The sequence below is a fragment of the Alteribacter aurantiacus DSM 18675 genome (assembly GCF_000429705.1).
GTDB classification, from domain to species: Bacteria; Bacillota; Bacilli; order Bacillales; family Salisediminibacteriaceae; genus Alteribacter; species Alteribacter aurantiacus.
Window position 1 is genome coordinate 483,334 of record NZ_KE386943.1, and the last position, 17,066, is coordinate 500,399.

The 17,066-nt window shown below is 41.6% G+C and carries 14 protein-coding genes and 1 rRNA gene; 9 read left to right on the forward strand and 6 right to left on the reverse strand.

All coding sequences use genetic code 11. The features are described 5' to 3' along the window. Positions 1-9: 9 nt before the first annotated feature. The 6 genes from mnmE to rpmH form a co-directional block, all read right to left on the reverse strand. On the reverse strand, positions 10-1,386 hold the full coding sequence (gene mnmE / locus G476_RS0120810; protein WP_026691790.1) for a tRNA uridine-5-carboxymethylaminomethyl(34) synthesis GTPase MnmE: 1,377 nt from the start codon (positions 1,384-1,386) through the stop codon (positions 10-12). Positions 1,387-1,990: 604 nt separating this feature from the next. Further along, positions 1,991-2,608, reverse strand: a complete 618-nt coding sequence (gene jag, locus G476_RS0120815; RefSeq protein WP_026691791.1) for an RNA-binding cell elongation regulator Jag/EloR — start codon at positions 2,606-2,608, stop codon at positions 1,991-1,993. After that, a complete protein-coding gene (gene spoIIIJ, locus G476_RS0120820) occupies positions 2,608-3,411 on the reverse strand; it encodes a YidC family membrane integrase SpoIIIJ (protein ID WP_026691792.1) in 804 nt (267 codons plus the stop codon). The genes jag and spoIIIJ overlap by 1 nt, the downstream gene beginning before the upstream one ends. Before the next feature lie 49 nt (positions 3,412-3,460). After that, positions 3,461-3,700, reverse strand: a complete 240-nt coding sequence (gene yidD / locus G476_RS0120825; protein WP_026691793.1) for a membrane protein insertion efficiency factor YidD — start codon at positions 3,698-3,700, stop codon at positions 3,461-3,463. A gap of 17 nt (positions 3,701-3,717) precedes the next feature. After that, positions 3,718-4,071, reverse strand: a complete 354-nt coding sequence (gene rnpA, locus G476_RS0120830; protein ID WP_026691794.1) for a ribonuclease P protein component — start codon at positions 4,069-4,071, stop codon at positions 3,718-3,720. Between the two features lie 245 nt (positions 4,072-4,316). Further along, a complete protein-coding gene (rpmH, locus tag G476_RS0120835; RefSeq protein ID WP_026691795.1) occupies positions 4,317-4,454 on the reverse strand; it encodes a 50S ribosomal protein L34 in 138 nt (45 codons plus the stop codon). A gap of 856 nt (positions 4,455-5,310) precedes the next feature. Here rpmH and dnaA point away from each other — a divergent pair. From dnaA to G476_RS0120885, 9 genes are all read left to right on the forward strand, one after another. Beyond that, positions 5,311-6,666, forward strand: coding sequence for a chromosomal replication initiator protein DnaA (gene dnaA, locus G476_RS0120840; RefSeq protein ID WP_026691796.1), 1,356 nt, complete (start codon positions 5,311-5,313; stop codon positions 6,664-6,666). Positions 6,667-6,872: 206 nt separating this feature from the next. Further along, positions 6,873-8,015: a DNA polymerase III subunit beta gene (dnaN, locus tag G476_RS0120850; RefSeq protein ID WP_026691797.1), complete on the forward strand. Its 1,143-nt coding sequence runs from the start codon at positions 6,873-6,875 to the stop codon at positions 8,013-8,015. A 348-nt stretch (positions 8,016-8,363) separates the two neighbouring features. After that, complete coding sequence (gene yaaA, locus G476_RS0120855) at positions 8,364-8,576, forward strand: S4 domain-containing protein YaaA (RefSeq protein WP_026691798.1); 213 nt, start codon at positions 8,364-8,366, stop codon at positions 8,574-8,576. Between the two features lie 35 nt (positions 8,577-8,611). Then, positions 8,612-9,733 (forward strand): DNA replication/repair protein RecF, encoded by a 1,122-nt coding sequence (gene recF / locus G476_RS0120860; RefSeq protein WP_026691799.1) that lies wholly within the window; start codon positions 8,612-8,614, stop codon positions 9,731-9,733. Between the two features lie 10 nt (positions 9,734-9,743). Further along, on the forward strand, positions 9,744-10,028 hold the full coding sequence (gene remB, locus G476_RS0120865) for an extracellular matrix regulator RemB (RefSeq protein ID WP_026691800.1): 285 nt from the start codon (positions 9,744-9,746) through the stop codon (positions 10,026-10,028). Between the two features lie 75 nt (positions 10,029-10,103). Next, entirely contained in the window at positions 10,104-12,014 is a 1,911-nt protein-coding gene (gyrB, locus tag G476_RS0120870) for a DNA topoisomerase (ATP-hydrolyzing) subunit B (protein WP_169720909.1), read from the forward strand. Positions 12,015-12,155: 141 nt separating this feature from the next. Then, positions 12,156-14,714 (forward strand): DNA gyrase subunit A, encoded by a 2,559-nt coding sequence (gene gyrA / locus G476_RS0120875; protein ID WP_026691802.1) that lies wholly within the window; start codon positions 12,156-12,158, stop codon positions 14,712-14,714. Positions 14,715-15,403: 689 nt separating this feature from the next. After that, positions 15,404-16,498, forward strand: coding sequence for an HD-GYP domain-containing protein (locus tag G476_RS0120880; protein WP_026691803.1), 1,095 nt, complete (start codon positions 15,404-15,406; stop codon positions 16,496-16,498). A gap of 334 nt (positions 16,499-16,832) precedes the next feature. Then, positions 16,833-17,066, forward strand: a 16S ribosomal RNA gene (locus tag G476_RS0120885); the annotation flags it as partial.

Genomic DNA, 17,066 nt, shown 5'->3' on the forward strand with positions numbered 1-17,066 from the left:
ACATTCACGTTATTTTCCTAAACAAAATTGCGAAAACAGCTGGTCAATCAGACTTTCATTTACACTGTCACCAATGACTTCTCCTAACAGTTCCCACGCCTTTGTAATGTCGATTTGAACCATATCGATCGGCATACCAGCTTCTACAGACTGAAGGGCATCGTCAATCGTAACACTCGCCTGATTTAATAAAGCAATGTGACGGGAGTTGGACACGTACGTCATATCACCGGAATCAAGGTCACCTTCAAAGAATAATGCCTTAATGGCTTCTTCTAATTCGTCGATCCCCTCATCCTTTAGTAAAGATGTCGTCAGGATCGGGCGTCCTTCGGCCAGTTCTTTAACCCTATCCATGTCCACCTTCTCCTCAAGGTCCGTTTTGTTGACGATAATGATCGAATCTCGCCCTTTACTCATCGTTAGTAGTTTCTCGTCTTCTTCTGTTAAAACGTCGTTGTTATTCACTACTAGAAGAACCAATTCAGCTTCGTTTATCAGCTGCCTGGATCGTTCAACGCCAATGCGTTCTACAACGTCTTCCGTTTCTCTGATTCCTGCAGTATCCAAAAGGCGAAGGGGAACACCGCGAACATTCACGTACTCTTCAATTACATCTCGAGTTGTACCTGGAATGTCAGTCACAATGGCCTTATTTTCATGAACAAGGCTGTTTAACAGCGATGATTTCCCTACATTTGGCCGTCCGATAATGACAGTGGATAGGCCTTCTCGCAGAATTTTCCCTTGCTGCGCTGTATCAAGAAGCTTATTGATCTCATTTCTTACATACCCTGCTTTCGTTCTTAAGATGTCCAAAGTCATCTCTTCCGCGTCATATTCCGGGTAATCTATATTTACTTCCACGTGTGCCACGGTCTCTAGTAGCTCTTGTCTTAATTTTTGGATGCGGTTGGACAGGCGCCCTTCCACTTGACTCATGGCAACGTTCATTGCTCGATCCGTCTTTGCACGAATGAGGTCCATTACTCCTTCAGCCTGACTTAAGTCAATACGTCCGTTTAGGAACGCGCGCTTTGTAAACTCACCAGGTTCAGCCAGTCTTGCTCCTTCGTTTAAAACAAGCTGCAATACGCGGTTAACCGATACAAGCCCACCGTGACAATTGATTTCAATCAGGTTTTCTTTGGTAAATGTACGGGGAGCATGCATGACGCTGACCATCACTTCTTCTACGGTTTCATCCGTTTTAGGGTCCACAATGTGGCCGTAGTTGATCGTGTGCGTGTCAACTTCCGACAATGCTTTTCTTCCTTTGTAGAAACGATCGGCAATCTTGATGGCATCATCACCGCTGATCCTAACAATTCCAATCGCTCCTTCTCCCATTGGAGTAGAAATGGCCGCAATAGTATCGAGTTCCATTTCCTTCACCTCTCTTTCGTTACTTTTATATTTTTCGTTTATATCGTTATTTAAGAATAGGCTAAAAAACTGTATCCAAAATATTAGAATACCACAATCGCACTTTTTACAAAAGCCTGTCATAAAGGGGATTTCAGGTTATCCACACCCCCTCCTATCATCTTCGACAAAAACAGTGCAAAACATCCGTTTTCCACATGTGCATAAGTGATTCAACCATACAAGAGTAATAAGGAAAAAGCAAAAAGGGTGCATTGGAAAGGATACTGGGTTGGTGTGATAAAACTATAACTGTCACTTCATATGTCTCCTCTCTCTTTATGTTACTTATGCAAGGAGGTGATTTTCTAAAAACGACTGATTGCTCCGAGCTTTATTAAGAGATTCACTTTTATAATGAATTCTTGGCAATTTATAATGAATTTTTTGGTTTTATAATGAATCCGCATCCTTTTATAATGAATTTTTCAGTTTTATAATGAATCCTCAAGTATTTATGATGAATTTGCCCCCTCCATTAAAACAAGCGTATTAAACATTAAAAAAACCACTGCACATGTTACTGTGCAGTGGAGTGAAAGTGAATTCTCAGGTGACTGGTTGATTATTTAGGTGTGACGACGATGCGACGATTCGGTTCTTTTCCATCCGAATAGGTAGCAACGCCTTTTACATTTTGAAGGGTTGTATGAATGATTTTTCGTTCGTGAGCGTTCATTGGTTCAAGTTTGACTTCTTGGCCCGTGCGAACAGCTTTGTCGCCTAAACGCAAAGCAAGCTTTTCAAGCGATTCTTTACGACGCTCACGGTATCCTTCCGCATCAAGGATGATTCTTACATAGTGCTCTGAATTTTTATTGGCCACGAGATTGACAAGATACTGCAAGGAATCGAGTGTTTGTCCTCTTTTCCCGATCAATACGCCGATCTCTTCACCTTCGATGTTGAAGTAGACCACGTCTTTCTTAGCCTCTTGGGAGATGCTAACGGTGACTCCCATCTTGTCGATTGTCTCGCGTAAAAATGTCAATGCTTCTTTCAACGGATCAGGCTTAACCGCTGCCTCTACAACAGCCGGCTTCACTCCGATAATGCCTAGAAATCCTTTTTGTGCTTCTTCAACAATTCGAATGTCCGCTTGTTCGCGGGTTACACCTAATTTTTCAATTGCTTGCTCAATTGCTTCATCAACAGTTTTTCCTGAAACAGTCACTTTTTTCACTATTTCTTCGCTCCCCCTGTATTCGGCTCAGCATTCTTATCTTTTCCTACATTCGGACCTGTAATGAAATACGTCTGAACAATCATAAAGATGTTACCGATAACCCAGTAAAGGGCTAGTGCTGCCGGGAAGAAAGCTGCAAATGCCATGATCATAACCGGCATAATATACATGAGCATCTTCATTTGCGGGTTGTCTGTTACCATCATCATTTTCTGTTGGATGAAGGTCGTCGCTCCTGCAATTAAAGGTAAAATAAAGTACGGATCGGCCATTCCTAACTCAAACCACAAGAACTGTTGCGGATCCCCTGTATAACTTGGGTCGACTCCAGGGTTGATTTGCGGTGTACGCATAATCGCGTGGTAAAACGCGATTAAAATCGGCATTTGAATAATGATTGGGAAACAGCCTGCTAATGGGTTTACTCCATGCTTCTGGAAGAGTCCCATCATTTCCTGCTGCAATTTTTGTTGCGTTTGCTGATCTTTTGCACTGTACTTTTCACGAAGAGACTGCATTTCAGGCTGCAGTGCCTGCATCGCCTTTGTACTCCTCGTTTGTTTGATCATAAGTGGCAAAATCAAAATTCGAAGTAAAATCGTTACAATAATAATTGCAAAACCGTAGCTGTTTCCTAAGGCTTCAGCAATCGTAATCATCAACCATGACAGTGGATAAACAAAATAGCTATCCCAAATACCGGTACTCGATGTATTAATCGGTTCGTTAATGTTGAAACAGCCTGTCATGACCACCATTAATAAAAGTAAGACTGACGCTAATCCAAATTTTCTAAACACGCTGGATCCTCCCTTGCTTTCTTTGAAGCATAAAATATCTTCTATCTATCTATTCATCACGCTTGTGAGTAAGCTTTTTTTCAGGAACAGGATCTATTCCTCCTGGATGTAAGGGTTGACATTTCACAATTCTTTTAACCGTCAGCCATGTCCCTTTCCACACACCGAATCGTTGATACGCTTCAATTCCGTATTGGGAACACGTCGGGTAAAAGCGGCACGACGGAGGCGTAAACCTCGAAATGTATTTTTGGTAAAGTCGAATGATACCTATAAAGAACCATTTCATTCTTTTGACCTCACTTTTCACTTTCGGCCATGAACAGGTTTTACAATCTTGCCTAATTTTAGAACATGAAGCAGGCTTTTACGAACTTGATGGAAATCCATCTCCGCTGTCGGCTTCCTCGCAATGATCACGTAGTCCCTATTCTTCATTTGAGGCTCGAGTTCACGAATCACTTCGCGTATCAACCGTTTTACACGGTTTCTCGTTACCGCGTTACCTACTTTTTTGCTAACAGAAAGCCCCACTCTCAAATGAGGGTTTGTTTCCGTTTTTCGTTGGTAAACAACAAACTGACGGTTCGCTACTGAGAAACCACCTTTAAACACGAGTTGAAAATCCTCGTTCTTTTTTAGCCGATAGCGTTTTTTCATGAGTATTTCCACCTCTGTCTACTCCAAGCTTCTATTCTAACGTGAAAATAACTTGGAAGAAACTCAAATTTCATTATATCTAATGCTCGGATGAAAAACTAGGAAACATTATCACCCGAACTCTATTTGCACACGAAAGATGGGAACAAGAAGGACCTCCTCCTTGTTCCCTATTGCTTATGCCTAAAATCATACCAACCGCTCACTTAAGGAAAAAAAGACCACTGAGCGGTCAGTGGCCTTTTTTAAGCAGATAGTACTTTTCTTCCTTTACGGCGGCGATTCGCCAATACTCTACGGCCGTTTTTCGTACTCATGCGATTACGAAAACCGTGTACTTTTTTACGCTTACGGTTGTTAGGATTGAATGTTGGTTTACCCATCTATTTACACCTCCTGGGAAATATCCATATAAACAGTCTTGTAAAGTATAAAAATTCCCGAGTCAATTGTCAAGGTTATTTCCGGAACAGAATCTTCCTTTTTTATTCTTCGTGGATCCTTTTCCTCTTCTCATCGATCAATTCGGTTAGAAATTCTTTTTTTCTCTGAACATTTCCCTACGTGGTGATCTCCCCCCAAGTACATTCACGATGGAATACTCATCTGTGCGAATTGCGCTTTTGTCACTAGGAATTCAATTCTAATGTAAATGGAGCCAACATCACCCAACATTCAGCATAGTTTTCTTAAAAGAAGCTGTCCCCTGTAGTGAGCACCTCAACATTGACCCGTTACATTCTTTAGCTCTTAAAACGATGCGAATGAATTGTACAGACCGGTCAAAAAATAGGTTGTGGACAACTTTCTACAATATTTTTATTTTGTACACACCCCTTTCGACAAGTTTTACACATGATCTTGTGTTGTGGAAAAAAGATAAGCACAACCCGTAGAACTTTGTGGATAACTATCGAAAGAGATTGAGACATCCAGATTTTTTTGATAATATATTCTTGTTTTTTCAGTGGAGAACCTGTGTTAAAATAAAACCTATCCACAGCTGTGCACAACTTTGTGGATAGTTATACACGTCCTCTGAATTGTTTTATCCACAATACTGTGCATGGCGTGTATTTCCGTGTTTCTACTATAATAATGTTTTTCCACATTGTATACTCATTTATATATATTCGACATGATTTATCACGTTATACAATTGTTGTACAAGTCGACTGTCCGCTGGTATGGTCGGCTCATCTGTTGTGGGACAGAATGTGAGTTAAAGGAGGTAGACAGTTGGAGAATTTAAGCGATCTTTGGGACCAAGCCCTTAAGAACATTGAAGAAAAAGTGAGTAAACCGAGCTTTGAAACGTGGTTGAAATCCACAAAAGCTGAAGCGATTGATCAAGATACAATGACTGTCGTTGCACCCAATGAATTTGCACGTGACTGGTTGGAAAACCGATATTCAGGACTGATTGCCGAAACATTGCAAGAACTGACAGGAGCAGACCTCCATGTCCGTTTTGTTATTCCAAAAAATGAGCAGGAACAAAACCTGGAGCTCATTGAGAAGATGAAGCAGCCTAAAAAAACAGCTGTAAAAAATGACGACGAAACGCCTAAACACATGCTCAACCCGAAATATACGTTCGATACATTTGTCATTGGTAGCGGAAATCGTTTTGCTCATGCCGCGTCACTTGCTGTAGCCGAAGCGCCGGCCAAAGCGTATAATCCTCTGTTTATTTATGGAGGAGTAGGACTAGGAAAAACTCACTTAATGCACGCCATTGGTCATTACGTGATTGACCATAACCCCGATGCAAAAGTGGTTTATTTGAGTTCTGAAAAATTTACAAATGAATTCATCAATTCGATTCGTGATAACAAAGCCGTGAACTTTCGCAATAAATATCGAAACGTGGACGTGCTTTTAATAGATGATATTCAATTTCTCGCGGGAAAAGAACAAACACAAGAAGAGTTCTTCCATACGTTTAACGCCCTTCATGAAGAGCGTAAACAAATTGTGATCTCCAGTGATCGACCACCAAAGGAAATCCCAACGTTGGAAGATCGCCTTCGCTCACGATTCGAGTGGGGTTTGATTACAGATATTACACCGCCTGATTTAGAAACCCGAATTGCGATTTTGCGTAAAAAAGCGAAAGCCGAGAATTTGGATATTCCAAACGAGGTGATGCTCTATATTGCGAATCAAATTGACACGAACATTCGAGAGCTTGAAGGAGCACTTATTCGCGTCGTAGCTTATTCTTCTCTAATTAATCAAGATATGAATGCAGACCTTGCAGCTGTAGCATTAAAAGACATCATTCCTAATTCGAAACCAAAAATGATCACGATCGCCGATGTGCAACGTGCAGTAGCAGAGAATTTTAATGTAAGAGTCGAGGAAATGAAGGCAAAGAAGCGAACGAAGACGGTTGCTTACCCAAGACAAATTGCGATGTATCTATCAAGAGAGCTTACAGATAATTCATTACCGAAAATCGGCGGGGAGTTTGGCGGACGAGATCACACAACTGTCATCCATGCGCACGAAAAAATCTCAAAGCTTCTTACGAGTGATCAAGATTTGCAAAAACAAGTCCAAAACATCACAGATCAGCTAAAATCCGGCTAATCAGCCTTGTGCACAATGTGAATAACCGGTGCGAGTTTATCAACAGCTTGTCCACAGGTGAATAACTTGTCCTTATTGGTCTTTTTCTCACTTATCCACATTTACACAGCGCCTATTACGATTACTACGGGTTTTTATTCTTAAAAATAAATAATATAACCGTCCCAAATAAATTGAGTGATTTGAATAGAAAAGAGGGGAAATCCATGAAATTTACCATTCATCGAGAACAATTCGTTCAAAGTGTTCAGCATGTATCAAAAGCCATTTCATCCAGAACGACCATCCCAATTCTAACGGGAATCAAAATTGATGCGTCTGAAGAAGGAGTTACGCTAACAGGAAGTGACTCCGACATCTCGATCGAGTGCTTTATTCCAAGAGAAGATGATGAAAATGAATACGTAGAGATTGAGGAAGAAGGAAGCATCGTTTTGCAAGCGAAAGTGTTTGCAGATATTGTAAAAAAACTTCCTGAAAACAAAATTGAAGTGACTGTGCAGGACCAATTCGCAACTACATTAAAATCCGGCTCGTCTGTTTTTAATTTAAACGGTCTAGATCCTGAAGAATATCCACGCTTACCGCAAATTGAAGAAGATAGTGTGTTTAAACTTCCGACGGATCTTCTTAAAAACATTATTCGTCAAACCGGTTTTGCTGTATCAACGGTTGAAACGCGACCAGTGCTTACTGGCGTTCATTGGAAAATTGAAGATGGTCAACTGATCTGTACATCAACAGATAGCCACCGTCTTGCTATGCGTAAAGCGAAAGTAGAAACGAACACAGATGACTTGGAATTCTCAAACGTCATTATCCCAGGAAGAAGCTTGAGTGAATTAAGCAAAATTCTCGATGACTCTGAAGAATGGATTGACATCATCGTTACAGAGAATCAGATTCTATTTAAAGCTGAAAACATTTTGTTCTTCTCACGCTTACTAGACGGGAACTATCCTGCAACTGACAACATGATTCCAACAACTTCAAAAACTGGAGTGAAACTAGATACGAAAGTCCTTCTTCAAGCGATCGAACGAGCACTCTTGTTATCGAGAGACGGAAAGAACAATGTCGTAAACTTGAAAACGATGGATAACGGACAAATTGAAATCACGTCTGTTACACCTGAGGTAGGAAAAGTAACCGAGGATCTTAGAGCACTAGAGCTTACAGGGGAAGAACTTCGTATCTCGTTTAACGGAAAAAACCTCATCGACGCTCTAAAAGTCGTCGACTCTTCGGAAATTCATGTGGACTTTACAGGAGCCATGAGTCCATTCGTATTAAAGCCTGTGGATCATGATTATACGCTTCACTTGTTCTCACCAGTCAGAACGTACTAATTTGCAGAAACTGTCGACGAGGCTCTCGGCCTTGTCGACAGTTTTTTTGAAAAAAGGAATGTTAGGCCAATGATAATTCCCCTTTAGGCAGCGATGATAGTGGGAAGTGTCTACCTATAGAGGATTTATACTCGTAAAGATAGAGGATAGTAATGTCGACTACGTCTTAGGGATGAGGAAAACCCTGTATCCGTCGTATTTTTAAGGAATATGTCGAATAAAAATAGGATTCGTTTAAGGAAAGTTGGCTAAATCGTCCATCTTTTAGTACAATATAGATTGAGACCATTTGCGTTTTTACATATAGCATTGCGCAAATAACCGGAATCGGAAAGTGAGTGACCATCGATGGAACAAGCGGTAAAAATCGAAGGTGAATATATGACGCTAGGTCAACTGTTGAAAGAGGCCGGCGTTATTGATACAGGCGGCATGGCTAAATGGTTTCTTCAGGAATACATCGTTTACGTAAACGATGAAGAAGAAACACGTAGGGGACGAAAGTTATATCCTGGCGACATAGTCAGATTTGAAGGTGGCGAAGCGTTTGTTCTTGAATAAACGACACCTCGCCATTGGTAGGTGAGGGGATCAACGTGCAAATCGACGAGCTGACAGTCAAAAACTATCGCAATTACCCTGAAGTTAGCGTGACATTTGAGAACGAAGTCAACGTGATTATTGGTGAGAATGCTCAGGGGAAAACGAATCTGATGGAAGCCATCTATGTGTTGGCTATGGCAAAATCACACCGGACACCGCGAGATAAAGAACTTATCCGATGGGATCAGGAGTTTGCGAAAATACAAGGGAAGCTCACAAAACGGACTGGCCCGCTTCAGATGGAAGTGATCTTTTCAAACCGAGGAAAAAAAGTGAAGCTTAACCACCTTGAAAAAAATCGTTTAAGCGAATATATCGGAACATGCAACATCGTTATGTTTGCTCCTGAAGATTTGAATCTTGTAAAAGGCAGCCCACAAGTGAGAAGACGGTTTTTGGACATGGAGATGGGCCAGATCCACTCTCTATATCTATATCACCTGGCCAGATACCACAAAATACTTAAGCAACGAAATCAACTTCTGAAAAACATGCAAAAATCACGTAAAGATGAAGATTACGTCATGTTAAGCGTCATGACGGAACAACTAACGGATTCAGCAGTAGAAGTAATCAAGAAACGTTTTTCCTTCCTAAAAAAACTTCAGCAATGGGCAGAAGAGATCCATTTCGAGATCAGTAGAGGTCTTGAAAAGCTGGAGATTAGATATATTCCCACCTGTGACGTATCAGAAGACATGGACTTGTCGACAATGAAAAGTAAGATCACGGAAGCGTTCGAAGGTTTAGGAGATCGGGAAGTTTTTCGTGGGACAACGTTGATTGGCCCTCACAGGGACGATTTGAAGTTTTTTGTTAACGGCAGGGATATCCAGACCTATGGTTCCCAAGGTCAGCAGCGGACAACGGCATTATCGCTGAAATTAGCAGAAATCGAACTAATCTATGAAAAAGTCGGGGAATACCCGATTCTATTATTAGACGACGTCTTGTCCGAATTAGACGACTATCGTCAGTCCCATTTACTTGATGCGATCCAAGGAAAAGTGCAAACATTCGTCACAACGACGAGTGTAGACGGAATTCATCACAAAACATTGCAAAATGCTCGTTTGTTCCATGTAGAACAAGGGGTAGTGAAGCGAAAAGAATGAGGTGGTTTTCATGTTTATCCATTTAGGCGGGGATCAAGTCATTCGTTCAAAGGATGTTGTGGCTATTCTCGATTATCAAAGCAGAGGGCTATCACAAGATAACCAGGCTTTCTTGTCCAATGGAAAAGAACAAAATCATATCACTCAAATTTCTGCAGACCTTGTGAAATCTGTCGTCATAACAACGGACCGCGTCTTTTTGTCCCCCATTTCATCGCTTACGTTAAAAAGACGGGCCAATGTGGCTGTAGACTTTGATGAGGATGACGCAGAGCGTATTGAAAATAAAGAGTAATAGACATTATTTTTAACATTATCATTCCATGCAGTGCATGTGTACTGCAAAGAAGTGTAGGTGAAGAATGTGACCATCGATCAACAGCAATCCTATGATGAAAGTCAAATTCAAGTATTAGAAGGCCTTGAGGCCGTAAGAAAACGTCCCGGAATGTATATCGGGTCGACAAGTGGAAGAGGTCTTCATCACTTAGTGTGGGAGATCGTGGATAACAGTATTGACGAAGCTATGGGCGGTCACTGTGATACGATTCGCGTAACCATCGGTAAAGACAACTCCATTACCGTAGAAGATAACGGTCGGGGAATTCCAGTCGGGATTCATGAAAAAATGGGGCGCCCGGCAGTAGAGGTAATTATGACTGTGCTTCATGCCGGCGGTAAGTTTGGCGGCGGCGGATATAAAGTTTCCGGAGGACTTCACGGTGTTGGGGCATCGGTAGTTAACGCCCTGTCAACGGTTCTTGAAGTTGAAGTGCACAAAGAAGGAAAAATTCACTATCAGCAATTTAAACAAGGGGTACCTCAAGAAGATCTTGCTGTTATCGGGGAAACAGAGAAGCAAGGAACAATCATTCGCTTCGAGCCAGACCCGGAGATCTTCACGGAAACAACAACGTACGAATACGACATCCTTGCCAACCGACTGCGTGAACTTGCATTCCTAAACAAAGGACTGCGCATTTTCATTACAGACGAGCGAGAAGAAGATAAAGGTGCCGAGTACTACTATGAAGGCGGAATCGCGTCCTTTGTAGAACATTTGAACCGAACGAAAGAAGCAATCCATGAGCCACCGATCTTCTTGGAAGGTGAAAAAGACGGCATGACCGTTGAAATTGCCATTCAATATAACGAAGGATTTGCAAGCAATCTCTATTCCTTTGCAAACAACATTAACACCCACGAAGGCGGAACACATGAGTCGGGCTTTAAGACTGCACTCACACGTGTGATTAACGACTATGCGCGTAAAAATAATATGTTCAAAGAAAGTGATCCGAACCTTGTCGGTGACGATGTTCGAGAAGGTCTTACAGCGATCATCAGTGTGAAAATCCCGGACCCTCAATTTGAAGGGCAAACGAAAACCAAGCTTGGAAACAGTGAAGCTCGTACGATTACAGATTCCCTGTTTACCGAGCATTTAACCAAATTTTTAGCAGAAAACCCTTCTGTTGCCAGGAAGCTTGTTGAAAAAGGGATCCTTGCTTCAAGAGCCCGTGATGCAGCCAAAAAAGCCAGAGAACTTACCCGACGTAAGTCCGCTCTGGAAGTCAGCTCATTACCCGGGAAATTGGCAGACTGTTCTTCTAAAGATGCATCTATCTCGGAAATCTATATCGTAGAGGGTGACTCAGCCGGAGGTTCAGCAAAACAAGGGCGAGACCGACACTTCCAAGCCATTTTGCCATTACGAGGTAAAATCATTAACGTAGAAAAAGCAAGACTTGATAAAATCCTGTCGAACACTGAAGTTCGAGCTATCATTACGGCTCTTGGCACAGGAATCGGTGAAGACTTCGATATTGCTAAAGCCCGTTATCACAAGATTATTATCATGACAGATGCCGATGTTGACGGAGCGCACATTCGAACGCTTCTTCTCACATTCTTATATCGTTACATGAGACCGTTGATTGAGGAAGGTTATATTTATATTGCACAGCCGCCTTTATACAAGATCCAGCAAGGGAAGGTTGTTCACTATGCCTATAACGAAAAGGAAATGGAGCGGGTCATGTCTGAGATTCCAGAATCTCCAAAACCGGGATTGCAGCGTTACAAAGGTTTGGGAGAGATGAATCCTACTCAGCTGTGGGAAACAACGATGGACCCATCCAACCGAACGGTTCTTCAAGTAACCATGGAAGATGCCATGCTCGCCGATCAAGTCTTTGAAACATTAATGGGAGACCGCGTTGAACCAAGACGTGACTTCATTCAAGAAAATGCTCACTACGTGAAGAACTTGGACGTATAAACCATGCAGCGGCCATGCAGTGTGATTTTTCACCTGCATGGACTTCTGTCTTTATATAGAGAAACATGACTGGTTCAGATATGAACCAACGAACGGATCATACCGACCCGTTTCACTTAAGAGAAAACGGAGGTAAGCGCAATGTCTGAGCAAGATCAATCCAGAGTAAAAGAAATAAATATTAGTCAAGAAATGAAGACATCATTTATGGATTATGCCATGAGTGTTATTGTCAGTCGTGCATTGCCTGATGTTCGGGACGGATTGAAACCCGTACACCGTCGAATTTTGTACGCGATGAACGAATTAGGGATGACACCTGACAAAGCTTATAAAAAGTCAGCACGTATCGTAGGGGAAGTTATCGGTAAGTACCACCCTCACGGTGACTCTGCTGTGTACGAAACGATGGTACGTATGGCACAAGATTTTAGCTATCGTTATATGCTTGTAGATGGCCACGGAAACTTTGGTTCCGTCGATGGTGACGCAGCCGCAGCGATGCGTTATACAGAAGCAAAATTAGCAAAGATCTCTATGGAAATCGTACGGGATATTAACAAAGATACGATTGACTACCAAGACAACTATGATGGTAGTGAAAGGGAACCGAAGGTATTACCAGCAAGGTTCCCAAACTTGCTCGTGAACGGAGCCTCAGGAATTGCTGTAGGGATGGCCACAAACATTCCCCCTCACAATTTGAGCGAAGTGATCGACGGGGTTTTAGCATTAAGTAAAGATCGGGATCTTACAAACCAAGACCTTATGGAGTACATCCCTGGACCGGACTTCCCAACGGCAGCCGAAATTGTCGGTATTTCCGGTATCCGCAAAGCTTATGAAACTGGTAAAGGCTCAATTATGATTCGCGCGAAAGCCGAGATCCAAGAAAACAAAGGAAAACAGCGCATTATTGTGACTGAACTACCTTACCAAGTAAATAAAGCGCGACTTATTGAGAAAATTGCAGAACTTGTTCGTGATAAAAAGATCGATGGCATTACTGACCTTCGTGACGAATCGGATCGAAATGGTATGCGAATTGTGATTGAACTACGTAGAGATGCCAATGCGAATGTATTATTAAACAACTTATACAAACAAACGGCATTACAAACGAGCTTTGGAATTAACACACTCGCACTTGTAGATGGTCAACCAAAGGTGCTCGACCTCCGTTCTGTTCTTTCTCACTATATCGATCACCAAATTGAAGTCATTCGCAGGCGTACGGCTTTTGAACTGAAAAAAGCAGAAGCTCGTGCTCATATCCTTGAAGGACTGCGGATTGCTCTTGATCATATTGACGAAATTATTGCGTTGATTCGTGGTTCACAAACGACAGACATTGCCCGTAATGGACTCATGGAAAACTTTGAGCTTAGCTATGAGCAAGCTCAGGCGATCCTTGATATGCGTCTTCAACGCCTCACAGGTTTAGAACGAGACAAAATCGAAGCGGAATACCAAGATTTGCTTGCTCGTATCACAGAATTGAAAGCCATTCTCGCTGACAACGAAAAAGTACTTGAGATTATCCGCGAAGAGTTGACAGATATCAAAGACCGTTATGGTGACGATCGTCGTACCGTGATTACTTTAGGAGAAGACAGCTTTGAAGATGAAGACCTCATCCCAAGACAAAACGTTGTCATTACCTTAAGTCACAACGGATACATCAAGCGTATGCCCGTTTCCACATATCGAAGCCAAAAACGTGGTGGGCGAGGCATTCAGGCGATGGGTACCCATACTGATGATTTCGTACAGCACCTGTTTATTACGAATTCCCACAATGTTCTCTTGTTCTTTACGAACAAAGGAAAAGTGTATCGCCTAAAAGGGTATGAAATTCCTGACTTGGGTCGAACAGCAAAAGGGATTCCGATTATAAATCTTCTTCAAATTGAACAAGACGAGTACATCAGTACCGTTATTCCGATCGAAGAATTTGAAGAAGACAAATACTTGTTCTTTATGACAAAACACGGCGTAACCAAACGTTCTGTCTTAAGCGCGTTCTCGAACATCCGAAAAGTCGGTCTCTTCGCCATCAACCTGCGCGAAGAAGATGAACTGCATGGCGTTCGACTTACGGATGGTGATCAAGAAATGATTGCTGGAACGAAAAAAGGCATGTCCATCCGCTTCCATGAAACAGATTGTCGAGTCATGGGTCGAACGGCAGCCGGTGTTAAAGGTGTTACTTTACAAGAAGACGACGAAGTAGTTGGCATGGATATCATTCAGCCAGACCAAGATGTGTTGATCGTTACGGAAAAAGGATTCGGTAAACGAACAACCATTGATGAATACCGTGTTCAATCCCGTGGAGGAAAAGGAATTAAAACATGTAACATCACTGATAAAAACGGTGATCTCATTTCCTTAAAAGTCGTATCTGACGATGATGACTTAATGATTATTACAAACTCTGGCGTTATTATTCGAATGCATGTAAACGAGATTTCTCAAACGAGCCGAAACACGCAAGGTGTTCGATTGATCCGTGTAGGTGATGATCAACATGTGTCTACTGTTGCTCTTGTAAACATTGAAGACGATGAAGAGTTGGATGAAACATTAGAGGTAGAGGGAGAGACAATCGAGGAAGTTGAAGAAAGCGAAGCAGATGAATCAACTGTTTCCGAGGAAGACCTTTCAACAACTGAGGATGACTCACCAACAGAAGAATAACAATCATGAAGGCGTGGGTATACTCAGCCGTAAATGACTAATAAAAATGGCTCCGGTTATCTTTTGATAATCGGAGCCATTTTTTGTAAACATGCTATATTTCATGATTATCATGAAAATGCTGTTCTTTCATACTTTCGTTTTTATTTATCAATGAGTAAGAGTAGTTTGAAGCACTCTTCGTTAAAAGGGAAGGGAAGTTGCCCCAGTCCCTTTCTATGGATAAAAAAACCTAATATATTCTTTCTTTTTCTTACGCTGTTATTGCAAGAGTTGTTGCTTTTACACAAGAAAAGTTGAAGCAGTAGGGCCCGAGACTCCTGTGGCAGGGACGAGCGTTTACTTCGTGAACGTTCTTCGAGTTGCTTCGACGCAAAAAGTACAAAGCGTTACTAGCAGATGAAAAGGCAGGGATTTCTACCGGCTTGCTAGCACCGTCACGGAAAGCAAAGGGCCCATTTGCTTCAACCACCACTCTATTGATGAAGATGAAATTAAAAAAGCAACAATCTATATGAAAACAGCAATTCTTAACACCTGCATCAATGGCCCAAGTTACTTTGCGCTTATGTAAGAAACAGCAATGTAAAAAAAGGGACTTATATGTCTATTTATGCTAGATAGTCGGATTGACTATCGAGTAAAAATCATATGGAATTAAAGTATGGTACACAAGAGGAGTCAAGGATATGAGAGTAAAAACAGAGCACTTAATACCAGGTTGCATCTTATCAAAGGATATTTATAAAAAAGGGGAAACCCCGATCGCAAAGAAAAAAACAGTACTCAGGGAGAAGCATATTGACATGCTTTCTCGTTTTCTTATTGATGATGTTTTAGTAGAGGTTAAACTTGAAGACGGAAGGTTGTTTAACCCAGAAGGAATTATTCAAGAAGAAAATCTTCTTCTAAGAGACAATGATTTGGATGTAAAGGACGTTTCTCCCTTTAAAGCGACGTACATCCATGCAGTTGAAAAGTACAAAGCTATGTTTCAACAATGGAGAGGTGGGATGAAAATTAACTCCTATGCTGTCAGGCTCCTTGTTACAGAACTATGTAACTTAAAACCAACGAAAGAAGATTTGATATCCCTTTATCAACTTTCTACTATTAAAGAATATGATGCGCATCACGCTATTGCACGTTCCATTATCAGTATTACCATTGGAAAGGAACTCAAGTTAAAACAGAATGAGCAACTCCAATTAGGAATGAGCGCATTGTTGGCAGATGCCGGTATGGCCAGGTTGTCCATACGTTCCACTAGTTCAGAAAAACTTAAAGTATACGAAATGAAAGAGTTACATGAGCACCCCCTATACAGTTACGACATGTTAAAGTTAGTTAAAGGGGTGACAGTGGAAGCAAAACTAGGTGTGCTGCAACATCATGAACGTATTGATGGTAGTGGATATCCTCATCGTGTGACGGGAGAAAAAATCCACTTGTACGGAAAAGTGATTGCTGTGGCGGACACCTTTCATGCCATGTGCTGCGATCGCACATATATAAGAAGAAAATCACCATACGAAGCGCTGGAGGTTTTGAATAAGGACTGTTTTGGTTTATTGGATCCAGTTGTCATGGCTACAATAATACAATTATTGAATGAATTAAAAATTGGAGAAAAAGTACGTTTAACAAATGGAGAAGAAGGGGTAATAGTATACCTACAAGCCAATGAACCCACACGGCCCTCCCTTCGGATGTCTAAAACGAACGAACTCTTCCAGTTAACTTCTACTCGATCCCTTTTCATTGATAGTATTGTTAGAGAGTAATCAGGCATGATTGTTGTTTAAAAAAGTTATTTTAAAATATTTATTAAAAAACCCTTGTGTATGCCTAAACCACGTGGTATATTTATATTCGTTGCTCAAGACAAGGCAACAAACACTTTCCAGTCATAACAATTTCAGCCAAAACTTTTTAAAAAGATTTTTTAAAAAAAGGTTGACGAAAGATGATGAAAAGTGGTATGATGATCTAGTCGCTCCAAACGAGAGTGACAAAGATAGTGACCTTTGAAAACTAAACAAAAAGCCAAGCGAAACGTGGGATAATGACACATTATCCCGTCAAAAAGCAAGACATGATGTCAGAGACATCAAACTTTCTATGGAGAGTTTGATCCTGGCTCAGGACGAACGCTGGCGGCGTGCCTAATACATGCAAGTCGAGCGGACTGATGGGGAGCTTGCTCCCCTGACGTCAGCGGCGGACGGGTGAGTAACACGTGGGCAACCTGCCTCACAGATTGGGATAACTCCGGGAAACCGGGGCTAATACCGAATAATCAAAGGAACCGCATGGTTCCCATGTAAAAGTTGGGTTTTACCTAACACTGTG